The organism is Mesorhizobium sp. ArgA1, from assembly GCF_053714375.1.
This window is the reverse complement of the sequence record NZ_JBSKBQ010000001.1, coordinates 1,355,548-1,377,974: the sequence shown is the minus strand read 5'-3', so window position 1 is coordinate 1,377,974 and position 22,427 is coordinate 1,355,548. Positions and strand designations below refer to the sequence as shown.

28 protein-coding genes and 1 pseudogene are annotated in these 22,427 nt (G+C 63.0%); 17 read left to right on the top strand and 12 right to left on the bottom strand.

Annotation, left to right across the window (positions count from 1 at the left end; translation table 11 throughout):
* The first annotated feature begins 279 nt into the window (after positions 1–279).
* The 4 genes from ispG to ACWGTI_RS06755 are packed head-to-tail and all read left to right on the top strand — an operon-like array spanning position 280 to position 3,800.
* Positions 280–1,533, top strand: coding sequence for a flavodoxin-dependent (E)-4-hydroxy-3-methylbut-2-enyl-diphosphate synthase (ispG, locus tag ACWGTI_RS06770; RefSeq protein ID WP_454586346.1), 1,254 nt, complete (start codon positions 280–282; stop codon positions 1,531–1,533).
* Between the two features lie 4 nt (positions 1,534–1,537).
* Positions 1,538–2,398: a transglycosylase SLT domain-containing protein gene (locus ACWGTI_RS06765; RefSeq protein WP_454586345.1), complete on the top strand. Its 861-nt coding sequence runs from the start codon at positions 1,538–1,540 to the stop codon at positions 2,396–2,398.
* Positions 2,399–2,439: 41 nt separating this feature from the next.
* A complete protein-coding gene (locus ACWGTI_RS06760; RefSeq protein ID WP_454586344.1) occupies positions 2,440–2,991 on the top strand; it encodes a chloramphenicol phosphotransferase CPT family protein in 552 nt (183 codons plus the stop codon).
* Positions 2,992–3,047: 56 nt separating this feature from the next.
* Positions 3,048–3,800, top strand: coding sequence for a Stf0 family sulfotransferase (locus tag ACWGTI_RS06755; RefSeq protein WP_454586343.1), 753 nt, complete (start codon positions 3,048–3,050; stop codon positions 3,798–3,800).
* On the opposite strand, the gene ACWGTI_RS06750 is transcribed toward ACWGTI_RS06755, so the two are convergent.
* The 4 genes and pseudogenes from ACWGTI_RS06750 to ACWGTI_RS06735 all read right to left on the bottom strand — a co-directional run bounded on the left by ACWGTI_RS06750 (position 3,801) and on the right by ACWGTI_RS06735 (position 7,399).
* A complete protein-coding gene (locus tag ACWGTI_RS06750) occupies positions 3,801–6,143 on the bottom strand; it encodes a response regulator (protein WP_454586342.1) in 2,343 nt (780 codons plus the stop codon).
* 128 nt (positions 6,144–6,271) lie between these two features.
* Positions 6,272–6,487 carry a tautomerase family protein gene (locus ACWGTI_RS06745; protein WP_454586341.1) on the bottom strand — a complete coding sequence of 72 codons (216 nt, stop codon included), beginning with the start codon at positions 6,485–6,487 and terminating at the stop codon, positions 6,272–6,274.
* A gap of 25 nt (positions 6,488–6,512) precedes the next feature.
* Positions 6,513–6,653: pseudogene (locus tag ACWGTI_RS06740) on the bottom strand (oxidoreductase); the annotation flags it as partial.
* Between the two features lie 5 nt (positions 6,654–6,658).
* A complete protein-coding gene (locus ACWGTI_RS06735) occupies positions 6,659–7,399 on the bottom strand; it encodes an SDR family oxidoreductase (RefSeq protein ID WP_454586340.1) in 741 nt (246 codons plus the stop codon).
* A gap of 104 nt (positions 7,400–7,503) precedes the next feature.
* Here ACWGTI_RS06735 and ACWGTI_RS06730 point away from each other — a divergent pair, with 104 nt between their 5' ends.
* The 3 genes from ACWGTI_RS06730 to ACWGTI_RS06720 all read left to right on the top strand — a co-directional run bounded on the left by ACWGTI_RS06730 (position 7,504) and on the right by ACWGTI_RS06720 (position 9,854).
* The gene (locus ACWGTI_RS06730; protein WP_454586339.1) at positions 7,504–8,397 is read left to right on the top strand and encodes a LysR family transcriptional regulator; all 894 of its coding nucleotides are present in this window, start codon (positions 7,504–7,506) and stop codon (positions 8,395–8,397) included.
* Positions 8,398–8,517: 120 nt separating this feature from the next.
* Positions 8,518–8,997: a carboxymuconolactone decarboxylase family protein gene (locus ACWGTI_RS06725; RefSeq protein WP_454586338.1), complete on the top strand. Its 480-nt coding sequence runs from the start codon at positions 8,518–8,520 to the stop codon at positions 8,995–8,997.
* A complete protein-coding gene (locus tag ACWGTI_RS06720; RefSeq protein WP_454586337.1) occupies positions 8,997–9,854 on the top strand; it encodes a sigma-70 family RNA polymerase sigma factor in 858 nt (285 codons plus the stop codon). The genes ACWGTI_RS06725 and ACWGTI_RS06720 overlap by 1 nt, the downstream gene beginning before the upstream one ends.
* Positions 9,855–9,971: 117 nt before the next feature.
* Here ACWGTI_RS06720 and ACWGTI_RS06715 read toward each other — a convergent pair whose 3' ends face one another.
* Entirely contained in the window at positions 9,972–10,556 is a 585-nt protein-coding gene (locus ACWGTI_RS06715) for a TetR/AcrR family transcriptional regulator (RefSeq protein WP_454586336.1), read from the bottom strand.
* 103 nt (positions 10,557–10,659) lie between these two features.
* On the opposite strand from ACWGTI_RS06715, the gene ACWGTI_RS06710 reads away from it, so the two are divergent.
* Positions 10,660–11,475, top strand: a complete 816-nt coding sequence (locus ACWGTI_RS06710; RefSeq protein WP_454586335.1) for an oxidoreductase — start codon at positions 10,660–10,662, stop codon at positions 11,473–11,475.
* A 68-nt stretch (positions 11,476–11,543) separates the two neighbouring features.
* Entirely contained in the window at positions 11,544–12,545 is a 1,002-nt protein-coding gene (locus ACWGTI_RS06705) for an NADP-dependent oxidoreductase (RefSeq protein ID WP_454586334.1), read from the top strand.
* 98 nt (positions 12,546–12,643) lie between these two features.
* Here ACWGTI_RS06705 and ACWGTI_RS06700 read toward each other — a convergent pair whose 3' ends face one another.
* Positions 12,644–13,564, bottom strand: a complete 921-nt coding sequence (locus ACWGTI_RS06700) for a polyprenyl synthetase family protein (protein WP_454586333.1) — start codon at positions 13,562–13,564, stop codon at positions 12,644–12,646.
* A gap of 131 nt (positions 13,565–13,695) precedes the next feature.
* Between ACWGTI_RS06700 and ACWGTI_RS06695 the strand changes: the two genes are divergently transcribed.
* The 4 genes from ACWGTI_RS06695 to ACWGTI_RS06680 all read left to right on the top strand — a co-directional run bounded on the left by ACWGTI_RS06695 (position 13,696) and on the right by ACWGTI_RS06680 (position 16,469).
* A complete protein-coding gene (locus tag ACWGTI_RS06695) occupies positions 13,696–14,403 on the top strand; it encodes a biosynthetic peptidoglycan transglycosylase (protein ID WP_454573497.1) in 708 nt (235 codons plus the stop codon).
* Positions 14,404–14,556: 153 nt separating this feature from the next.
* Positions 14,557–14,739, top strand: coding sequence for a 50S ribosomal protein L32 (rpmF, locus tag ACWGTI_RS06690; protein ID WP_008834724.1), 183 nt, complete (start codon positions 14,557–14,559; stop codon positions 14,737–14,739).
* A gap of 218 nt (positions 14,740–14,957) precedes the next feature.
* The gene (locus ACWGTI_RS06685) at positions 14,958–15,905 is read left to right on the top strand and encodes an agmatinase (protein ID WP_454586332.1); all 948 of its coding nucleotides are present in this window, start codon (positions 14,958–14,960) and stop codon (positions 15,903–15,905) included.
* Between the two features lie 162 nt (positions 15,906–16,067).
* Complete coding sequence (locus ACWGTI_RS06680; RefSeq protein ID WP_142869343.1) at positions 16,068–16,469, top strand: hypothetical protein; 402 nt, start codon at positions 16,068–16,070, stop codon at positions 16,467–16,469.
* Positions 16,470–16,478: 9 nt separating this feature from the next.
* Here the strand turns inward: ACWGTI_RS06680 and ACWGTI_RS06675 are convergent, their stop codons facing one another.
* The 3 genes from ACWGTI_RS06675 to ACWGTI_RS06665 all read right to left on the bottom strand — a co-directional run bounded on the left by ACWGTI_RS06675 (position 16,479) and on the right by ACWGTI_RS06665 (position 17,940).
* Complete coding sequence (locus tag ACWGTI_RS06675) at positions 16,479–16,910, bottom strand: GlcG/HbpS family heme-binding protein (protein ID WP_454586331.1); 432 nt, start codon at positions 16,908–16,910, stop codon at positions 16,479–16,481.
* Between the two features lie 183 nt (positions 16,911–17,093).
* Positions 17,094–17,342 (bottom strand): hypothetical protein, encoded by a 249-nt coding sequence (locus ACWGTI_RS06670; RefSeq protein WP_454586330.1) that lies wholly within the window; start codon positions 17,340–17,342, stop codon positions 17,094–17,096.
* A gap of 85 nt (positions 17,343–17,427) precedes the next feature.
* The gene (locus ACWGTI_RS06665) at positions 17,428–17,940 is read right to left on the bottom strand and encodes a winged helix-turn-helix transcriptional regulator (protein ID WP_454586329.1); all 513 of its coding nucleotides are present in this window, start codon (positions 17,938–17,940) and stop codon (positions 17,428–17,430) included.
* Between the two features lie 102 nt (positions 17,941–18,042).
* Here ACWGTI_RS06665 and ACWGTI_RS06660 point away from each other — a divergent pair, with 102 nt between their 5' ends.
* From ACWGTI_RS06660 to ACWGTI_RS06645, 4 genes are all read left to right on the top strand, one after another.
* Positions 18,043–18,876, top strand: a complete 834-nt coding sequence (locus tag ACWGTI_RS06660) for an alpha/beta fold hydrolase (protein ID WP_454586328.1) — start codon at positions 18,043–18,045, stop codon at positions 18,874–18,876.
* Between the two features lie 118 nt (positions 18,877–18,994).
* Positions 18,995–19,651 (top strand): glutathione S-transferase family protein, encoded by a 657-nt coding sequence (locus ACWGTI_RS06655; protein WP_454586327.1) that lies wholly within the window; start codon positions 18,995–18,997, stop codon positions 19,649–19,651.
* Between the two features lie 5 nt (positions 19,652–19,656).
* A complete protein-coding gene (locus tag ACWGTI_RS06650; protein ID WP_454586326.1) occupies positions 19,657–19,986 on the top strand; it encodes an ArsR/SmtB family transcription factor in 330 nt (109 codons plus the stop codon).
* Positions 19,987–20,007: 21 nt separating this feature from the next.
* Positions 20,008–20,469: an SRPBCC family protein gene (locus ACWGTI_RS06645; protein WP_454586325.1), complete on the top strand. Its 462-nt coding sequence runs from the start codon at positions 20,008–20,010 to the stop codon at positions 20,467–20,469.
* A gap of 49 nt (positions 20,470–20,518) precedes the next feature.
* Here the strand turns inward: ACWGTI_RS06645 and ACWGTI_RS06640 are convergent, their stop codons facing one another.
* The 3 genes from ACWGTI_RS06640 to ACWGTI_RS06630 form a co-directional block, all read right to left on the bottom strand.
* A complete protein-coding gene (locus ACWGTI_RS06640; protein WP_454573090.1) occupies positions 20,519–20,782 on the bottom strand; it encodes an ArsR/SmtB family transcription factor in 264 nt (87 codons plus the stop codon).
* A 32-nt stretch (positions 20,783–20,814) separates the two neighbouring features.
* Positions 20,815–22,053, bottom strand: a complete 1,239-nt coding sequence (locus tag ACWGTI_RS06635; RefSeq protein ID WP_454586324.1) for an MFS transporter — start codon at positions 22,051–22,053, stop codon at positions 20,815–20,817.
* Positions 22,054–22,184: 131 nt separating this feature from the next.
* Positions 22,185–22,379 (bottom strand): DUF1192 domain-containing protein, encoded by a 195-nt coding sequence (locus tag ACWGTI_RS06630; protein WP_454586490.1) that lies wholly within the window; start codon positions 22,377–22,379, stop codon positions 22,185–22,187.
* Positions 22,380–22,427 lie beyond the last annotated feature (48 nt).

The following is a 22,427-nucleotide window of genomic DNA, read 5'->3' as shown; positions in this document are numbered from 1 at the left end:
GATTAGACGCGCCGTCCAGGCGCGTATCCATCGCTCCGGTGGCGACACGCCGCCGGAGGTCTGTTCTTGTTACTATTTCTGACACTGTTGGCCGGTCGACACCGTCTGTGACGGGTCGCCGCGCTACTTCGATTTGGCGAGGCTACCGGCTGCTCGCCATTGACAAGCCATCTTTGCTCCTCCACCTCATGCCCGAACCTCAGCGCAATGCGCTGATAACTGTTTGAGCGGCTGCGTCGACATGGACGCGTCGCTCGGGTGATCAAGAGGCGGCCGGCCATGACCGGATATTTTTCCTCCCCCTTTCCGCGCCGCACCTCGGTCGGCGTCGATGTCGGCGGCGTGATCGTCGGCGGCGGCGCGCCGGTCGTCGTGCAGTCGATGACCAACACCGACACCGCTGATATCGACCAGACCGTGTCGCAGGTCGCGGCCCTGCACCGGGCCGGCTCCGAGATCGTGCGCATCACCGTCGACCGCGACGAGAGCGCCGCCGCCGTGCCGCGCATCCGCGAACGGCTCGAACGGCTCGGCATCAATGTGCCGCTGGTCGGCGATTTCCATTATATCGGCCACAAGCTGCTCGCCGATCATCCGGCCTGCGCCGAAGCGCTGGCCAAATACCGCATCAATCCCGGCAATGTCGGCTTCAAGGACAAGAAGGACCGTCAGTTTGCGGCGATCGTCGAAATGGCGATCAGATACGACAAGCCGGTGCGCATCGGCGTCAATTGGGGATCGCTCGACCAGGAGCTTTTGACCCGGCTGATGGACGAAAACCAGGCGAACGGCTTTCCGCTGACGGCGGAGGAGGTTACCCGCGAGGCGATCGTGCAGTCGGCGATCCTGTCGGCCGAAATGGCCGAAGAGATAGGCCTCGCCCGCGAAAAGATCATCCTGTCGGCCAAAGTCAGCGGCGTGCAGGATTTGATCGCCGTCTACACCGAGCTTGCCTCGCGCTCCAACCATGCGCTGCATCTCGGCCTGACCGAAGCCGGCATGGGCTCCAAGGGCATCGTCGCCTCGTCGGCCGCCATGGGCATTCTGTTGCAGCAAGGCATTGGCGACACCATCCGCATTTCGCTGACGCCGGAGCCGAATGGCGACCGCACCCGCGAGGTGCAGGTGTCGCAGGAGCTCTTGCAGACCATGGGCTTTCGCCTGTTCGTGCCGATCGTCGCCGCCTGTCCCGGCTGCGGCCGCACCACATCGACCGTGTTCCAGGAACTGGCGCAAAACATCCAGGCCGATTTGCGCAAGAACATGCCGGTGTGGCGCGAAAAATATCCCGGCGTCGAGAACCTCAAGGTCGCCGTGATGGGCTGCATCGTCAACGGCCCCGGCGAATCCAAGCATGCCGATATCGGCATTTCGCTGCCCGGCACTGGCGAGACGCCGACGGCGCCGGTCTTCGTCGACGGCAAGAAGGCGGCGACGCTGCGCGGGCCGTCGATCGCCGCCGATTTCGAGAAGATGGTCGCCGACTATATCGAGCAGCGGTTTGGACAGCACGGCAAGGCCGCGGCCGAATAGGCCGATGCGCAAGCTGCTCAAAGCCGGTGTGGTCCTGCTCTGTGGGCTGGGTTGCGCCGGACAGGCACTCGCCGATCCACCACAATCGCGCTCTGCTGCGAAACGGTTGATCGGCCGCGTCTGCGATCTCATCGAGACGCATGCCGAACAAAACGGCCTGCCCAAGGATTACTTCGCCCGGCTGATTTGGAAGGAAAGCCGGTTCGACCCCAACGCGGTGAGCCCGGTGGGCGCCGAAGGCATCGCCCAGTTCATGCCGGGCACAGCCAAGATGCGCGGGCTGGCCGATCCCTTCGACATCGACCAGGCGATCCCGGCCTCGGCGAAATATCTCGCCGAAATGAAGACCAGCTACGGCAATCTCGGCTTGGCGGCAGCCGCCTACAATGCCGGCGAGAACCGGGTGTCGCGCTGGCTTGGGTCCGGCGGTTTCCTGCCGATGGAGACCGAAGCTTACGTCTTCGACGTCATGGGCGAGCCGGTCGACAAATTCTCCGACAGCGCCTACGCCGGAAAGGTCGAGCCGCTCGATGCGAAAATGAGCTTTGCCGTGGCTTGCCGCAAGCTGCCGGTGATCATGTCGAGGACCGTCGCCATGGCCTCGATCAATGTGAAGCCATGGGGCGTGCAGGTGGCCGGCAATTTCCGCCGTGGTGCGGCGATCAATCAATGGCTGCGGGTGCGGAGCCGGTTTCCAGCGCTGCTTTCCGGGCGTGATCCGGTTGTCAGCCGGGTGCGCACGCCGATCGGCCGGCGGGGCATCTATGCGGTCAGGATCGGTGTCGACGACCGCGCTGCGGCCAATGTCATCTGCCAGAAGCTGCAGAGCGTCGGCGGCGCGTGCATTGTGGTACGCAACCGGTAGGCATGCTTGGAGACGCGGCGGCTCTTTGGAAGGTTTGAGAGATGACAGCCAGGATTGTCCTGCTCAATGGTGTCGGCAGCGCCGGCAAGAGCTCGATCGCCAAGGCGCTGCAGACAATCACCTCCGCGCCCTTCCTGCATGTCCAGATGGACGCCTTCATCGATATGCTGCCGGAGGCGCTTCAGGATCATGCCGAAGGATTTTCCTTCGAGACGGTGCTGGAAGACGGCAAGCCATCGGTGGTGATCAGAAGCGGACCGGTCGGCACGCGCACCATGCGCGGCATGCGCCATGCCATCGCCGCCATGGCCGGGCAAGGCAACGATCTCATCGTCGACGACGTGATCTTCATTGACGAGATAGCGGACTATGTCGAGCTGCTGACGGGCTTCGATCTGCATCTGGTCGGCGTTATGGCGCCGTTGGAGGTGCTGGAGGCACGCGAGGCGGCGCGCGCCGACAGGCTGCCCGGACTGGCACGCTGGCAATTTCCTCGCGTCCACAAGGGCATCGACTACGATCTCGAAGTCGACAGCAGCCAACTCACGCCGCTCGAATGCGCCCGTCGCATCAAGGAGGAATTTCAGTTATAGGCCGGCGCTGAAGTGGCCGGGCTTGCCTTGGCTCTGGTGAGCGACAAGGGCAGTGAATGTTAGACGGCTACATAATCTGCGGCACGCCCAGAACCGGGAGCACCTTGCTGTGCGGCCTGCTGGCATCGACCAAGACGGCGGGCGATCCACACTCGTTCTACCGGCGGCAGAACATAGCGGAGTGGGCCGAAGAGTGGCATTTGCCGCATCCCGAGACGATGAGCGCGCATGACTTCGATGTCGCCTATCTCCGGGCGGCGATCAGGGCCGGGAAGGGCCGGACAGATGTCTTCGGCCTGCGTCTGATGCGGGAAAATCTGGATGAGCTTTCGGCGATCCTCGACGGGATTTTCCCCGCCCTGCCATCGGACAAAGCGCGTTTTGAAAAGGCTTTCGGCCGTGTCCTCTACATCCACCTTTCGCGCGAGGACAAACTGGCGCAGGCGGTCTCCCTGATCAAGGCGGAGCAGACCGGGCTTTGGCATATCGCGCCTGACGGAACCGAGATCGAACGGGTCGCGCCGCCGCAGGAACCCCGCTACGATTTCGAGCGGATACGGCATGAGCTCGCCAAACTCGAAGCCTATGACAAGGCTTGGAACACATGGTTTGCGGAGCAGGGGATAATACCGCTGCGGATTGGCTATGAGCGGCTTTCAAGCGATCCGGCGGCTACGTTGATAGCCATCTGCGTAGCGCTCGGCGTTCAGGCGCCGAACGCGGAGGATGTGAAGCCTGGTGTCGCGAGGCTCTCGAACGAAACCAGTCTCAACTGGATGCGCCGCTATCGTCTGGACGCGGCGATTTGATCAAGCCGTCTTCGCCGCCACAGTCTCGCTGAGCCAGGTGCCGATCTTGCTGCCGAGGCGGTCGGGCGAAACGGGCTTGGGCAGATAGTCGTCCATGCCGGCCTCGATGCATTTGTCGCGGTCGCCCTTCAGCGCGTGCGCGGTGACGCCGATGATCGGCGTATGGTTGCCTGTCGCCGCCTCCGCCGCCCTGATGGCGCGGGTCGCCTCGTAGCCGTTCATCTCCGGCATGGAGACGTCCATCAGGATCAGCTTCGGCCGCAGCGCCCGGTACATCTCGACGGCGGTGCGGCCATTGCCGGCGATGCGGTAACTGAGGCCAAGGCCATTGAGGATCTGGCCGAAGACCAGCTGGTTCACATCATTGTCCTCGGCAATCAGGATATCGATCGGGCCGTTCGGCGTGGTCACCGATTCGGGCACCGTGGCCGCGGGCATCACCGGACCACGAATGACGGTAAAGGCCGGCGGCGCCACGGAAGCCGCCTGCGCGACAACCGGCTCGCGAACGAATTGGGCTTTGCCGATCTGGGCGCGGGCCTTCTGGATGACCGAGATGACGGTGCCGAGCAGGATAGCCGAGCGCGCCGGCTTGGTGAGATGCGCGGCAATGCCGAAATCGATGACCATCTTGCCGAAATCGATCTGGTCGACCGAAGTCAGCAGCACCATCGGGATGGCGGAGAGACGGCTGTCTGCGGCAATCGCCTTGGCGACGTCGGCGCCGTTCATGCCGGGCATCTGGTAGTCGAGGATAATGCAATCGACGGCAGCACCGAGCTGGCTGGCCCGGTCGAGGAAGGCGAGGCCGACAGCGCCTCTTTCAGCAGCCGCGCAGTCGAAGCTCCAGCTTCTGAGCTGCTCCAGCAGGATCTCGCGGTTGACCGGGTTGTCGTCGATGACCAGCACGCGGGCGCCGGTCACGTCGACCGGCACGATCTCGTCGCGGGTATCCTGCTGATGCGCCGGCAGCGGCACGGCGAACCAGAACACCGAGCCGCGGCCGATTTCGCTTTCGACGCCGATCTTGCCGCCCATCAGGTCGACGAGGCGGGCGGCAATCGCAAGGCCGAGCCCGGTGCCTTCATGGCGGCGCGTCGACGAGCCGTCGACCTGGGCGAATTTCTCGAACACGTTCTCCAGCTTCTCGGCCGGAATGCCGATGCCGGTGTCTTCGACGCGGACCTTGAGCTGGACCAGACCGTTGACCACCTCGCCGCCGACATCGATCAGCACATGGCCCTTTTCGGTGAACTTAACCGCGTTGCCGAGCAGATTGGTGACGATCTGGCGGAACCGTCCGGCATCGCCGACGACGTGGGCCGGCAGGCGCGGGTCGACACGCACGATCAGCTCGAGGTTCTTTTCAGCGACGCGCGCCGACACCAGCGTGGCGACGTCCTCGACCGCTTCGGCAAGGCGGAAGGGCGCCGGATCGAGCGTGAGCCGGCCGGCGTTGATCTTGGAGAAATCGAGGATGTCGTTGATGATGGTAAGCAGCGCATTGCCGGATTTGACGATGACGTCGGTGAAGGTTTTCTGGCGCGCGGTGAGGTCGGTCTTGGCGAGCAGCTCGGCCATGCCCAGCACTCCGTTCATCGGCGTGCGGATCTCGTGGCTCATATTGGCCAGGAATTCCGATTTGGCGCGATCGGCGGCTTCGGCCTTGAACAAGGATGTGGCGGATTCGGTGAAGGCGCGGCGGATCGCCTTTTCCATCGGCCGGAAGATCCACAAGGCGACAATGGCAAGGACCGCAAACAACAGGCCGCTTGCCCACAAAAGCAGCCGGTCGCTGGAGGCGTCGGCCAGATGGCGTTCACTGTCCAGGGCGGTGCGCACCCGTACCAGCATCGGCTGGACGAACAGATCGTTCTGGTTGAGGATTTCGCGCGAACTCCATTCGTCGGTCTTTTGCGCCGCCGACATCAGGTTGAAGTTGCGCACCATGTCGCGCGACGACCAGAACAAGTCGCCGTTGACGGAAGCGGAGGAGAGTTCGTTGAGGGTCCTGGCCGACAGGCTCGGCTTGATCGCGGCAAGCTGGGCCGAGAGCGTTTCGATCTCACCGGTCAGGCGTTGCGAATGGCCGCGCGCGGCGGCGGCAAGGCCGTCGCGGGTTTCCGTGCGCCAGGCGGTGCTGGCGGTTTCGGCAAAACTGGAAGCATTGCGCAGATCACGGGTGAAGACGACGAGATTGCTGCTCAGTGCGTCGACGTCGTGACGAAAGGAGTTGACGCGATTGAGCGCAAACATCACGGCGGCCGAGGCCAGCGCGAAGATCAGCAATCCCGAGATATAGCGGATCCGGATCGAACGGATGAAGGAAGAGTATTCCGGCACGCGCAACCCCAACACATACGCATCATTTTAATGGTCGGGATTACGCTTGATTTACATTAAAATTTCGTTCGCGCCGGATCCATTGCATTCCTGGGTGCCAAGCATGGACGGGATGCGATATCCCGAACTCAGGCGCCCTTGGCCCGGTAGGCATCAGGAATGACGAAGACTTCGTCGGCGCGGCCGTAGCCTCCGTCGGCGACTTCCTCGATCAGCACCATTGTGTAGGGGCGAACGCCTTCGCCGAAATAATCGACGAACATCTGCGTGGTCTTGTGGATGAGGTCTTCCTTCTGCGCCTTGGTGAGGGCGGCCTGCGGCGTCTTGAAGTTGGCAAAGGGCATTTTAAGGTTCCTTTCGGGTTGGGTGTCATGGCGACGGGTGGAGAAGGTCGGCAAGGCAGATGCGCTCCAGAAGCTGCGCCCTGACGCGGTCGGCGACGCCGTTGACGATGGCCGCGCCGTCGTCTGAGGGATCGATATGGACGCGGAACGGCCGGCGGCCGTGCGGCATCCTTAGATCGCGCCGCCATTGGCGCGGATGATCTGGCCGTTGACCCAGTGGCTGTCCGGGCCGGCGAGGAAGGCGACGAGCCCGGCTATGTCATCGGGCTGGCCAAGGCGGCCGAGCGGGATGAGTTTCGCGATCGCCTCGATCTGCGCGGCACTCTTGCCGTCGGTGAAGAGATCGGTTTCGACCGGCCCGGGCGCGACGGCGTTGACCGTGATACGGCGCGGGCCAAGCTCCTTGGCCAGAATATGCGTCATGGCTTCGACGCCGGCCTTGGTTGCGGCATAGACGCCATAAGTGGGCTGGTAGAAGCCTACCACGCTCGAGGAAAAATTGACGATGCGGCCGCCATCCTTCAGGCGCCGCGCGCCTTCGCGCATGCCGCGGAACGGCCCGCCGAGATTAATGGCGACCTGGCGTTCGAACGCCGCGTCGTCCGTCTGCGCAATCTGCGAGAGCTTCATCAAGCCGGCGTTGTTGACGAGAATGTCGGTTCCGCCGAAAGCCTTTTCGGCAGCATCGAACAAAACACCCATACCGCCGGGTTCGCCGATATCGGCCTGGACCGCCAGCGCCTTGCCGCCGGCGGCTTCGATGGCCGAGACGACCGTCTCGGCCTCGTCCTTGCCGCGCGCATAGTTGACGACGACCGCAATGCCGTCCTTGGCGAGCCGTCTGGCGATCGCCGCGCCGATGCCCCTGGAAGCACCGGTCACTATCGCCGTTCTTGCCTGAAACTTGTCCATGGTTGATCTCCAATCGTTGTGCTGGAGCCGATATAGATTGTCGTCTTCGCCGGATAATCAGCCTGGCGTTGACAGCAGTATTCGGATTGGGCGAACAATACGGTATGGATCGACTCGACAGGATGCAGCTGTTCGTGCGCGTGGTGGAGCGGCGCAGTTTCACCGCTGCAGCGGCCGATCTTGGCCTGCCGCGTTCGACCGCGACCGAAGCGATCAAGCAGCTGGAAGATCATCTGGGCACGAGGCTCCTGGACCGAACCACGCGCCACGTCGCCACGACGCTCGATGGGAGGGCTTATTACGAACGCTGCCTTTCGATCCTGGGCGAAGTCGAAGACGCCGAGGCCGGATTTCGCAGTACCGAACCGCGCGGCCTGTTGCGCATCGACGCGCACCCGCTGCTGACGCAGAGATTCCTGCTGCCCGAGCTGCCAGCCTTCCTTGAACGCTACCCTGAGATCGATCTCCAGATCGGCCAGGGCGACCGTCTGGTCGACCTGGTGCGCGAAGGCGTCGATTGCGTCATTCGCGCCGGCGACCTGCAGGATAGCGGCATGATCATGCGACGGCTGGCGATAATCGGCGAAATCACCTGCGCCAGCCCGACCTATCTGAAGCGCCACGGGGTGCCGGCATCACCCGAGGTGCTGGAGGGCCATCAGGCCGTCGGCTTCATCTCCTCGCGCACCGGCGACGTGCTGCCGCTGGAGTTCACCACCGGCGCGACGGTGCGTCGGGTTGCACTGCCGGGCAGGGTGCGGGTCAACAATTCGGACACCGCGGCCGATCTGGCGCGCCTGGGTTTTGGGCTTTTGCAAGCACCACGCTATCGGCTGGAAAAGGATCTGGCGGACGGGACGCTGGTCGAGGTGCTGCAGGATTTTCCGCCGACGCCGACACCATTATCGGCGCTCTATCCGCAGAACCGGCAGCTTGCTCCCCGGCTACGCGCTTTCCTTGAATGGGCGTCCCGCATCTTCGCCGAGGCGAGGCTATGAAGCTCGAGATCGGCGTCATCCCTGCGCCCATCAGCTGTTGGGCGAAAAATTCGTCCGCATGTCACACCAGCCGATCCCGTCTCGTCATGATGTCGTACTCTAACAGAAGGAAGCCCAATCATGACCGCCAAGATCAATCTGTTCGCCGCTGCCCCTGCGCTGATGAAGCAATGGCAGCGCAGCTCGACCGAACTCGCCGTCGCCGCCAGCCTTGAGCACAGCTTGAACGAGTTGGTGAAGCTTCGTGCGTCGCAGATCAATGGCTGCGCCAATTGCATCAATCTGCATGCGACCGAAGCGCGCGAGAATGGCGAGACCGAGCAGCGCATCTATCTGTTGCCGGCCTGGCGCGAGGCGCCCTGCTACAGCGATCGCGAGCGCGCCGCGCTCGGCTGGACCGAAGCGCTGACGAGGCTTAGCGAAGGACAGGACCGCGAACGCGCCTATGCCGATCTGAAGGCGCATTTCACCGACGAGGAGCAGGTCAAGCTCACCGTGTTGATCAACATCATCAATGGCTGGAACCGCATCGCTGTCGGCTTCGGGCTCTACTCTGACGCTGCGGCAATCCGCTCCAGCGCCAAGGCGGCGGCCGCCTGATGACTCAGGCTGAAACCGAGGATGCGGCAGCGGGCTTCGGCCCGCTGCGGCCGAAGCTGATGCGGGTCGCCTATCGCATGCTCGGCTCGGTGGCCGACGCCGAGGATGTCGTGCAGGAGGCCTTCATCCGCTGGATGAGGACCGACCGGTCGCAGGTGCGCGAGCCCGAAGCGTTCCTGCGCCGCACGGTGACGCGGCTTTGCCTCGACCAGCTCAAATCCGCGCGGCGCCAGCGCGAGACCTATATCGGCCCCTGGCTGCCCGAGCCGGTCGTGGAAGAGGACGATCTGGAGGACGTCACCTTGCCGCTGATGCTGGCGCTGGAGCGGCTTTCGCCGCTTGAGCGGGCGGCCTTTCTGCTGCACGATGTGTTCGGGCTGGAATTCGAGGAGGTCGCCATCGCTATCGAGCGCGACTCCGCAGCTTGTCGGCAGCTTGCCGCCCGCGCACGAGGCCATGTCCGCCAGGAGCGGCCCCGCTTCAAGGTGGAGAAGCAACGCGGCCTTGAAATCGCCGAAGCCTTCTTCGCGGCGTCACGCAGCGGCGACATGCAGGCGCTAGGCGCACTGCTGACGGAAGATGTCAGTTCGCACGCCGATGGCGGCGGCAAGCGTCCGGCGGCTTTGGCCCCGGTGCTTGGCTTCGACGCCGTCATGAAACAGTACAGGCAGGTCGCGGCCTGGCTGCGCGACAATCGCTCGACGCTGGTGCGCGTCGGCTTCGTCAACGGATTGCCGGGGTTCGTTACGCGGGAAGCCGATGGCGAATTGCAGACGACCGCCCTTGAAATCGAGGAGGGCAAGATCGCGGCAGTCTACGTCATGCGCAATCCCGACAAGCTCAGGCATCTGCATTAGACCCGTGCTTCAAATCACGGCGCGAATAGCGGTTCGGCAAGCCTCCAAAGCAGACCCTTCCTGTGTGCGACCCGTCATGACGATGTCACGGGCTGTCGCCGTTGCCGCCGCCGACCACTAGGATGCCTTCCCACCCTCAGGTGTCTGGATCAGCCTGCGCGCAGCATCTGCTCCTGCGGCAAGGATGCGATCCGACAATTCCGTCCCAGCCACCGCACGAGCCAACTGAAGGGCGCCGATGAGGGTCGCGAAGACACCCATGGCGGCGCTTTCCGGATCCTCGGTCCGCGGGAGCGCAGCAGACAACTGGCGCACCAGAACCAGCAGGTGTTCGGTATAGGCATCGCGCGTTTCGGGTGGCTGACGCGCGAGTTCCGGCAACAGCGCGGCCGACGCGCAGCCCGTTCCCGGATTATCCCGATGCTCGGCTGACAGATACGCTGCTATGCCCATCTCCGGGCCACCGGCGGCCAATGCTTCCTGCAGTTGCCGCGACTGGAGCTCCATAGCCGCCACCAGGCTTTCACGCACAAGCTCCGCCTTGGATCGAAAGTGCGGATAGAAGGCTCCGTTCGTCAGGCCGGCGTCGCCCATGATGGTTGCCAGTCCGGACGCAGCTATGCCGTCACCGCGAAAACGCCGGGCTGCGACCTCCACGATCCGATCGCGTGATGCATCCTTTCGGCCCTTTTCGTAGCGCATGGCGGCCTTTCCTTTCTGCTATTGCATTATGAGTGTAATGTGATATTACGATTGTAATTCAATCAACGGCAAAAAGCCAGCCCTCATGTCTATGGAGTATCAAATGGGTGCATTTTCGGGAAGAACCGCGATCGTGACCGGAGCCTCCTCGGGCATCGGCCGCGCCAGCGCCGAGGCCTTGGCGCGGGCAGGATATACCGTTTTCGGGACAAGTCGCGGCAAGTCCCGCAACGGTCCGGCGCAGGTGCCCATGCTGACGTGCGACGTGACCGATGGTGACTCCGTCAGCGCCCTCGTTTCAACCGTGCTGGAGCAGACCGGCCGGATCGACCTGCTGGTCAACAATGCCGGCATTGGCCTGCTTGGCGGCGCCGAGGAATTCTCGGTGGCACAGGTGCAGGCCCTGTTCGACGTCAATCTGTTCGGCGTCATCCGCATGACCAATGCGGTGTTGCCGTGGATGCGGCAGCAAGGCGAAGGGCGCATCATCAACATCGGCTCGATTCTGGGATTGGCACCCGCGCCATATTCAGCACATTACTCGGCGGTCAAGCACGCGCTCGAGGGCTATTCGGAATCGCTCGATCACGAGGTGCGTGCCTTCAATATTCGCGTTTCGGTGATCGAGCCGGCATTCGTACGTACCGTCTTCGACCAGAACGGTATCGAGCCGGATTCTCTCCTGAAGGAATACGATCAGGCGCGAGCCGGGCTCAAAGCGCTGCTTGCCGATGTGATGCCCAAAGCCGATCGGCCGGAAGTGGTGGCGGATGTGGTCGTCAAGGCGGCGACCGATGCCCGTCCGCGACGGCGCTATACCGCAGGAAAAGCAGCGCGCCAGGTCAGCCTGCTGCGCCGCTTTGCCCCCGCGGCGATGTTCGACAAGACCTTGCGCAAGCAGTTCCGCTTGCCGGTCTGAACAACGGTGAGACGGAGAATTTCACGCCTAAACGGCACGCCAACCGACACTTTCAGAAAGTCACTGCCATGAAGGCATTCGTCGTCGATAAGTATAACAAGAAAGGCATTCTGCGGCTGGCCGAGATGCCGGAGCCGGAGCTGCGGGACAATGATGTCCTGGTCGAGGTCCATGCCGCAGGGGTGAACCTGCTGGATTCCAAGATCAGGACCGGCGAATTCAAGCTCATCCTGCCCTATCGCCGGCCCTTCATCCTCGGCCACGACGTGGCTGGGCGGATTGTCAGGGTGGGCTCGAAAGTCCGCAAGTTCAAACCGGGGGACGATGTCTATGCGCGGCCGCGCGACGGCCGGATCGGGACATTCGCCGAATTCATCGCAATCGATGAAGCCGATACGGCCCTGAAGCCCGCGAACCTCAGCATGGAAGAAGCGGCTTCAATCCCTCTGGTGGGTCTGACCGCCTGGCAGGCTCTCATCGAGAGGGCTGGCCTGAACAAAGGCCAAAAAGTCTTCATCCAGGCTGGTTCCGGCGGCGTAGGGACATTCGCCATCCAACTGGCAAAGCACCTCGGCGCGACCGTTGCGACAACGGCGAGCGCGGCGAGTGCCGAACTGGTCAAGGGTCTCGGCGCCGATGTCGTCGTCGACTACAGGAAAGATGACTTCGAGAAGATACTGTCGGGCTACGACGTCGTGGTGAACAGCCAGGATGCCAAGACGCTTGAAAAGTCCCTGAATGTACTGAAGCCGGGCGGCAAGCTCATCTCCATCTCCGGTCCGCCGGATCCCGAATTTGCCAGGAAGCAGGGACTGAACCTGATGCTAAGGCTGCTGCTGCGCCTGCTGAGTCGCGGTATCCGGACCAAAGCCAGGCGCCGGGGCGTGGAATTTTCGTTCCTGTTCATGTGGGCGCAAGGTGAGCAGCTGAGCAAAATCACGTCCCTCATCGAAGATGGGGCGATCCGCCCGGTTGTCGACAGGGTCTTCCCCTTTGAAGCAACCAAGGAGGCTCTGGCTTACGTCGAAACAGGACGTGCCAAGGGCAAGGTGGTCGTCAAGGTCAGATAGCGCACCCACTTGGTTCGGGGCGATCGCGTGACCCTGATTAAGCCAGTGAAAACGGACAAATTTCGAGAACGGGTTCAGCTATCCAATTGGCCGCGACGTCAGTTGTTGCGGATTGCGACGAAACTTGCCGCAGCCTTCAGCAAGGTTGCCTGTTCACCGTAAGGCTCAAGCAATTCATGCGCCTGCTTGACCAGCCCATGGAGCTGGCTGCGCGCCCAATTCGTGCCGTGCAGCGCCACCAGCGTCGCCTTGCCGGCGGCGGCGTCCTTGCCGGTCGCCTTGCCCATTTGGCTGACATCGGCGGTCAGGTCGAGCAGGTCGTCGGCGAGCTGGAAGGCAAGGCCGACCGCCGAGCCGAATTCGGCCAGCCTGTCGCGGTCCTGCGGTGCGGCGCCGGCAATGATCGCGCCGGCTTCGCAGGCGAAGCGGATCAGTGCGCCGGTCTTCATCGCCTGCAGCCGGATGATGCCGGCCTCGTCGGGCCTGTTGCGCTCGGCATCGAGGTCGAGCGTCTGGCCGCCGACCATACCGCCGGCGCCGGCCGCGCGCGCCAGCGCCAGCACCAGCGCTGCGCGCCGCTCCGCCGGCAAGCCTGTCGCCTCATCGGCGAGGATATCGAAGGCCAGCGTCAAAAGCGCGTCGCCAGCCAGGATGGCGGTGGCCTCGTCGAAAGCCTTGTGCACCGTCGGCTGGCCGCGGCGCAGATCGTCGTCGTCCATGGAAGGCAGATCGTCATGGATCAGCGAATAGCAATGCACGCATTCCAGCGCCGCCGCCACGCGCGACGCCGCCGCCTCGCCATCGGCACCGAAAAGCGCGGCGCTTTCCATGACCAGGAACGGGCGCAGCCGCTTGCCGCCGTTCAGCACGCCATGGCGCATGGCCGCCATCAGGCGCTGCGGCCGGACGATCTCGCCGGCCAGTGTGCTGCCGTCGAGCAGCAGCCTGAGCTCGGTCTCGATCGCGGCCGCCCGCACCAAAAGTGCGGCTTCAAAAGCCATTTGCTCGTCATTCGTCATGGCCGGGAGCGGTAGCCGACACTCAGACGTTGCGCAAGAAGCCTCGCGCCATTATGCCGGAGGCGGGAGACTGGCGCGGGTGGGGCGGCTTGACTGAACCGATCGTCGATCATGAAATCGAAGGGCTGGACATGGCGCGACCGAGGCGCGTGAACCGCGCCGGTCTGAAGCGCCTGGCACGACGCTGCCTGGTCGCCGCCGCCGTGCTGGCGGCGATACCCATTGTGCTGACCTTCCTTTACCTGCCGTCCTTCGTGCATCCGATATCGACCTTGATGGTCAAAGACCTGGCGACGTTTTCCGGCTACGACCGACGCTGGGTTTCGATCGACGACGTGTCGCCGGTGCTGGCGAATTCGGTCATCATGTCGGAGGACGGGCAGTTCTGTTTTCATCGCGGCGTCGACCTCGGCGAATTGCGCGGCGTCGTCGACGATGCGCTGGCCGGCGAGGCAACGCGCGGCGCCTCGACCATCACCATGCAGACGGTGAAGAACCTCTTCCTGTGGTCGCGGCCGCTGGGCTCGGTGCGCAAGGTGGTGGAACTGCCGCTGGCCGTCTATTTCGACGCGGTGATGTCGAAACGCCGGATCATGGAGATCTATCTCAACATCGCCGAGTGGGGTCCGGGCATTTACGGCATCGAGGCGGCGGCGCAGCATCATTTCGGCGTTTCAGCCAAACAGCTGTCGCGGCGGCAGGCCGCCCTTCTCGCGGTGTCGCTGCCCAATCCAATTGCCCGCAATCCGGCCAAGCCCGGTCCGGGCTTGCGGCGTCTGGCGTCGCTGATCGAGCGCCGTGCCGGCCGTTCCGGCGCATATGTCGGGTGTCTTGATTAGGACGAACGCCGCCGGCTCAAAAAAATTCGTGCCGGCGCTGGCCAAAACGGCGCAGGGCGTGTATAGGCACCCGACTTTCTCAGATTATGGCCCCTGACGCGGCCCTTTCACGAGGGCTATCGGGGCATTTTGACCATGTAGTGGAGCATATCCATGGCCGTTCCGAAACGAAAAACCTCTCCGTCCAAGCGCGGCATGCGCCGCTCGGCCGACGCTCTCAAGGCCCCGACCTATGTCGAGGACAAGAACTCCGGCGAAATGCGCCGCCCGCACCACATCGACCTGAAGACCGGCATGTATCGCGGCCGCCAGGTTTTGACGCCGAAGGAAAGCTGAGACCAGCTTTTCGAAGTGTTTGAATACCAAAAGGACCGGCCATTGGCCGGTTTTTTTGCGTTTGGTGGCCGCCCGGCAGCTTCGGGCCGATCTCTATGCCAAAGGTCGGACCGTCGCTGGCGATACACGCCGCCATCGCGGTGCTGTATTGCGTTGCGTCGCCGCGATTGCGGCTGAAGCACGTGCCTGCACCATGGTAGGGCGACAGAGGAAACCGCATGACCAGGCTCACCACAGCGCCGCGCGACGTCTTCCAGACCTTCCTGAACTTCCCGCTGGTCGAGGATATCGATGCGCTGAAGGCCGATGTCGCCATCATCGGCATGCCTTACGGCAGTCCCTACACGATGGACGAGACGATCAACGACCAGACCAACGCGCCGACCGCGGTGCGGCGCGCCTCGCAACGCATCAGCCTCGGACTCGACCGCTATGATTTCGACATTGGCGGGACCCTGTACGACGGACAGGACGTCAAGGTGGTCGATGTCGGCGATGTCCCCGGCGATGCCGCCGGCGGCCACTACGGGCGGGCCGAAGCGGCGATCCGCAAGATCCGCGCCGCCGGCGCCTTGCCGATCACCATCGGCGGCGATCACGGCATTCCGATCCCGATCTTCCGGGCGCTTGACGGCGAAGGGCCGATCACCCTGGTGCAGATCGATGCCCATCTCGACTGGCGCGACAACGTCAACGGGGTAAGGGAAGGCTACTCCAGCCCCATCCGCCGCGCCTCGGAGATGGCGCATATCGACAAGATTTTCCAGCTCGGCATCCGGGGCCAGGGCAGCGCCCGGCTAGAGGAGGTGGAGGCGGCGCGTGCCTATGGTTCCAACATCGTCACCGCCAATGAATGGCAGGACATCGGCACGGCGGCGCTGCTGAAGCGCATTCCGGACGGCGGCCGCTACTACCTGACCATCGACGCCGATGGCCTCGATCCGGCTGTCATGCCGGCGGTCGAGGGACCGTCGCCTGGTGGCGTCAGCTACCGGCAGACGATCGAGCTGATCAAAGGGCTGTTCGCCAAGGGGCGCGTCGTCGGAATGGACATCGTCGAGATCGCGCCGGCGCGAGACGTAAATGAAATCACATCGATGACCGCCGGCAGCATCATCCTCAACGCCATAGGCGCTGCCGTGCGCAGCGGGCAGTTCAGGCGCTGAGCCGGGTGACACGGTTGTTGCACCCGGTCTTCGACCGTGTTCACGGCTGTTAGCTAAAAATCTTGACGGCGTGCTTGCGGGGCATTCTACAGTAGGTGCCCCCATTGTTTACGCAATTCCGGACCGCTCACACTTTCCTGGAATTGCTAGAGGAGACGCCTGATGTTCGGTGCCATCCCGCTGCTGATCGTGCCCTTCGTGGCCTACAATCTCGGACTCCTCGGAATATTCGGCAGCGGCGACGATCCGTGGGCGACCGAAATCTTCTCGTTCCGCATGATGTCTGGCGGGGTGTTTTCGATGACGCTCGGCGACCTGATGGTGGTCATCGGACTGATCTTCCTGTTCCTCGAAATGGTGAAGTCGGTGCGCACCACGAACGCCTCGATCATGGACCATCTGTTGTCGACATTGGTCTTCGTGGCGTTCCTGGTCGAGTTCCTGCTCGTGAAGGGCGCGGCGCACTCCGTCTTCTTCACGCTTATGGTGATCGCGCTGTTCGACGTGCTGGCCGGCTTCTCGGTGTCGATGCGATCGGCCAGCAGGGATATCAATCTGAATTAGAGCTCAGCCTCAGCCTGGATCGGCGGTGAACCCAGCCGCTTCGATGCCGGCGATGGCGGCGGCCTCGTCATTGTCCGACGTATCGCCCGAAATGCCGACAGCGCCGATGACGGCGCCTGTATGATTGCGGATCAGCACGCCGCCCACGACCGGCAGGACGCGACCACCCGAGACGTCGGAGATGCCGGCGACGAGATGCGGCCGTTCCTTGGCGAAGGCCTCGACACGGCGCGAGCCCATGCCGATGGCGAGCGCGCCATAGGCCTTGCCGGCCGACATTTGTGGGCGCAGGAACGAGGCGCCGTCCTGACGCTGGAAGGCAACGAGATGGGCGCCGGCATCGAGCACCGAGACGCCGAGCGGCTTGAGCTTCAACTCGGCGCCCCTCGCGAAAGCGGCGTCGATGATTTGCTTAGCCTTTTCGAGGGTCAAAGCGGTCATGGCAGTCTCCTGTTCAAACGCGCGTCGATCATCGGCCTGACACGCGAGATGCGAAATCCCGGTTGCGGTTGAAATTGCTTCGCGCGGGAAAGCGGAATGGCGGAGGTTATAGCGGCGTGCCGTTGACCGGCATTCCGGCCGATATGCTCAGCCGTCCCAATCTGCCATCAACTATGGCTATCGTCAGGCGATTTTTTTCTTGGCCCGCGCCGGCTTCTTGACCGGGGCGGCGGGCGCATTGGCCAGATCTTCCGCTTCCTTGGCAAGGCGCAATGCCCGGAGCTTGTTGGTCTTGGCCTGGCGGGCGTCTGCCTCGGCGACATACTCCGCCATCGCCTTTTGCCGCACCGTGGCTGCCTCTTCCTGCTTCTTGAAACGCATATCTGCCCGCGCGCGGGCGGTATCCTTAGAGTTCTCAACCAAGAGCGTCATCCAATCCCATAAATTATGTTTTTCAGCCCCTTGATAGCAGAGCCGCCCCATAAATGGGAAAATAAGTTGGTCAGCAGGCGGCGGCCTATGCGGCGCTCGACGCCTTGCGCGCCACCACCGCCTCGTATCCGGCCTGCAATGTGGCGCGGACAGAAGGCCGCCCCGGCGCTGCGACTGGCGTGCCCAGATGGTCGTGGCGCAACTCGTCCATGAACTGCTCCCACATTGGCGGACCGCCCTTCTCCAGCAGTTCGGCGCGGATCGACAGCTCCTCGCTGACCGGCAGCCAGACGCGGCCCCAGGCACCGAGATGGGCCATGATCGGCACCAGCGTGATTGCCATCTCGGTCAGGCTGTAGATCGCCTTCTGCTTGTGCGAGGGATCGTCGGCCTTGGTCAGCATACCAAGTTCCATCAGCCGCTTCAGCCGGTCGGCCAGGATGTTGGAAGCGATGCCCTCGATCGAGCCGTTGAGCAGCTCGCGAAAGTGGCGTTTGCCGCCAAAAATCATATCGCGCAGGATGATCAGGCTCCAGCGGTCGCCGAACACCTCCAGCGACAGATTGATAGGGCATCCCGAGCGGTGTTCGGTTTTCATCCGACTCTCCCCGTAAAAACCAGTTGCATTATCGTATCAGTTTTATTATCGTGCAACCGATTGCAAAATACAATCAGTTTGAGCATAGGCGAGGAGATTCCCATGACAAAGGCCGCAGCACCCGAAATCGTCTCCCAGACGTTTGGCGATCCCGACGATCCAGCCATGCTGCTGATCATGGGCGCCATGGCCTCGATGCTGTGGTGGCCGGAGGCGCTTTGCAAAAAACTCGCCGGCGAAGGTCGTTTCGTGATCCGCTACGACAACCGCGACACCGGCCTGTCGACCAGATATGCGCCGGGCGAGCCGCCGTATACGTTCGACGACATGGCGGACGATGCCGTCAGTGTCCTCGACAGTTGTGGCATCGCAAAAGCGCATGTGGTGGGGATGTCGATGGGCGGCATGATCGCGCAACGACTGGCGTTGAAACACCCCTCACGTGTCATCACACTGACGGTGATCAGCAGTTCGCCGGTGGGGATCGATACATTGCATCTGCCAGGGACGACCGAGGCCTATATGGAGCACTCGACCGCTGGCACAAAGGTCGACTGGTCGGACCGCGAGCAGGTGATCGACTTCGTCGTCAAGGACGCTCACGCCATCGCAAGCACCGCGCATCCGTTCGACGAGAAGGCGATGCGGGCGTTCATCGAACAGGACTATGACCGATCCGGCGGCTTTTTGAGCGCGACCAACCATTTCATGCTGAAAGGCGGCGAGGATCTGAAAGGGCGCCTGCGCGAGATCAAGGTTCCGCTGCTCGTCATCCACGGGACATCGGATCCGATCTTTCCGGTCGAGCACGGCGCAGCCCTTGCCGATGCTGTCGCTGGCGGACGGCTTGTCCGCATCGAAGGCGGTGGCCACGAACTGCATCCCGTCGATTGGCCGATAATTGTTGCCGCCATCGTCGCGCATACCAAGCCCTGACGGCCGGTGGAGTTGGAACCTTGACACACTCCACCTGTGGCAATAGTTAAGTAATTGCTTCAGTGTTTGGTGGCGAGGCAACTCCAGCAACGACGAACTCGAAACAGACGAGCAAAAAATGTCCCTGACGTTCCATTTCCATCCGCTGGCATCGTTCTGCTGGAAACCGCTGATTGCGTTTTATGAGAACGAGACGCCCTTCACGCCGGTCATCGTCGATCTCGGCGACGAGCAGTCGCGGGCGGCGTTCCTGAAGGTTTCGCCGACCGGCAAGATGCCAGCGCTGCGTGACGACGCGCGCAACCGCACGGTGCTGGAATCGACCATCGTCATCGAATATCTGGCTACCCACTATCCGGGACCGGTCGAGCTAATCCCGACCGAGGCCGACCTCGCTCTCCAGGTCCGTCAGGCCGACCGTTTCTACGATTTCTACATGCAGGCGCCGATGCAGAAGATCGTCGGCGACAGGTTGCGGCCGCAGGACAAGACCGATCCGTTCGGGGTCGAGGAGGCGCGGGCGCAACTGCGGAACGCCTATGCGATCGTCGAGGAGGAGATGCGTTCGAAAATCTGGGCGGCCGGCCATAGCTTCACCATGGCCGACTGTGCGGCCTCGCCGGCGCTGTTCTATGCCAACAAGGTCGAGCCGTTCGGCGACAGCTATCCGGCCGTGAAACGCTACCACGACCGCCTGCTCGAGCGACCGTCCTTTGCCCGGGTGATCGAGGAGGCGGAGCCCTACTTCAAGTTCTTCCCCTACAACAACGGCTGATCGCGATGCTGCACGATCCCGCCCAGCTCGACCTGATGTTCCAGGCGCTTGCCGACCCGGCCCGCCGCAGCATGGTCGAACGGCTGTCGCGCGGGCCGGCCTCGGTCAGCCAGTTGGCCGAACCGCTGGCAATGTCGCTGTCGGCCGTCGTCCAGCATCTCAACGTGCTCGAGGCGAGCGGGCTGGTGCGCTCGGAAAAGCTCGGCCGCGTGCGCACTTGCCAGATCGCGCCGCAGGCGCTGCGCAGCGCCGAACACTGGATCAATGAGCGGCGGCTGACATGGGAACGCCGGCTCGACCGGCTGGGCGGTTTTCTCGCCGAGACCGAAGACTAGAGAAAACTGAAGGAGGCCATTTTGACCGACCGATCCGTCGTCCACTCCACCTTCGTGCTTGAACGCGTCTATCCGGCGACGCCAGCGAAAGTCTACTTCGCACTCAGCGATCCGACCGCCAAAGGGCGCTGGTTCGCCGACCCCGACAATCCGATGGCCCACAGGCACGAGATGGACTTCCGGCTCGGCCAGGAGGTCAATGCCGGCGGGCCAAAGGACGGGCCGATCCACACCTACACCGCCACCTATCTGGACATCGTGCCCAACGAGCGCATCGTCTACAGTTATGACATGCTGTTCGGCGAGACCCGCATTTCGGTATCGCTGGCGACGATCGAATTGCGGCCGGAAGGCACCGGAACGCGGCTGGTGCTGACCGAGCAGGGCGCGTTTCTCGATGGCCACGACACGCCCTCGACGCGCGAGCATGGAACCGGGTTTCTGCTCGATGCGCTGGGCAAGGCACTGGCGACGGGCACTTGAAGCTTGGAAAGCGTAGTTTCCGCCTGGCTTCAATTTCCTGGATTTTGGCCTATGCTTCCCAGAACTGGTCTAGCCAAATATTGAGCTGGAGGAATCCGGCGGTGCTGACCGTATAGACCCGCCTCGTGCCTTCGGCCTTGGCCTGAACCAGACCGGCGTCCAGCAACACTTTCAAATGCTGGGACACGGCCGGGCGAGAGACTGGCAGGCCCGAAGCCAGCTCGTTGACGGTTTTCGGGCCGCGCCGGAGCTCTTCCAGGAGATAGCGCCGGTTGGGATCGGCAATCGCCATGAAGGCGTCAGAAAAGATCATGCCTATACTTGTGGGGCAAAGTTTTTCAAATCTCAACCGTCAGTTTCCGCTTTTCTGAGCCGCAATGCTTCGGGGGTGACCGAGCGATCGGCGGGCTGGGTCTTGAAGGCGTCGCGGTTTTCGATCGGCACCGGCGCGCGGCGGCTGATGCGCAGCAGCGTGTAGGCGGCAAGGCACAGATGCGCCAGAGCGGTGGCCAGGAACAGGCCTTCGGGGCGGAACCAGCCCATCAGGGCGGCGGCCAGCAAGGGCCCGATCATGGTGCCGAACCCGTACAGAAGCAGCAGGCCGCCCGAGACCTTGACGAAATCCTCGGCGCGCGCGTGGTCGTTGGCGTGCGCCACGGCGATTGAATAAAGCGTGTAGGCGAAGGCGCCGTAGGCGGCGGTGAAGACGATGACGAAGATGGAAGAACGCGGTTCGAAGAGGAAGATCAGGATGGCGAACAGCGCCGCGCCGAAAGCCGCGCCCGCCAGCACGAAACGGCGGTCGGTCTTGTCGGAGAGGCGCCCGGCCGGAAGCTGCATGGCTGCGCCGGCAACGACAACAAGGCTCATCATCAGCGCGATCTCGGCGGTGGAAATGCCGATACGGGCACCATAGACCGCACCCAGGGTACCCCAGGCGCCATTGGCGATGCCGATCAACAGGCAGGCGATCGCCGACACCGGCGAATTGACATAGAGCCCTTTGACGTCGAGCTTGACGTCCTGCAACGGCTTGGGCGACGAAGCCGACGAGACGGCGGTCGGGATCAGCGACAGGCAAAACAATATGCCGGTGATCATGAACAGCGACGCCGATTTGACGTCGCCGCCGGCAACGATCATCTGGCCGCCCATGATCGAGGCATAGGTGACCATCATGTAGAGGCCGAAGACGGTGCCGCGGTTCTCATTGGTGGCCTTTTCGTTCAGCCAGCTTTCGGTGACCATGAAGGCGCCGGCCATGGTGAAGCCGGTGAAGGCGCGCAGCAGGATCCAGACATATTCGTCGATGATGAGGCCGGTGAGCAGGGCGACGATGGCACCCGATGCGGCAAAGGCGCCGAACGCCCTGACATGGCCGGCGCGGCGCACGAGGCGCGGTGCGAAGAAGCAGCCGGTGACGAAGCCGCCTGCCCAGGCAGTGCCCATCAGGCCAAGCGATGCGGTCGAAAACCCTTCGATCTGACCGCGCAGCGGCAGCAGCAGGCCATGCAGTCCCGATGCCGCAAGCAGGAAAGCAGTGCCGCGAAGCAGCGAGAGGATCGGTCTGTAGCTTGCAAACATTGTTTGATCCGGCTGGAGGGGCTTGTCGGTTCTGAGGACGGGAGCAGCTCTGAAGGTGTGGCAGCTCTGAAGATAGGCGCATTCGGGCTTTTCGGCGGCGGATGCTCCCACGCCGAAACTAGCGCGAAAAACTAGCCGCGGCGAAACAGGGCTTCGGCCGCCGATTTGGTGCTGCCCTTGACCTGGAGCTCAGCTTCCAGCCGGGTAATCTCGTCGCGCAATATGCCGATCCGCTCGGTCAGGTCACCGACCGAAAGCAGCGACAGATCCTGTCCGATCTCATGCGGCCTGGATTTCTTTTTTGGTTCGTCGTCGAAGATCGCCATCGTCGCTCCTCCCTGATTCAGCATTTGGGCCGATCCGGTATTGGCCTG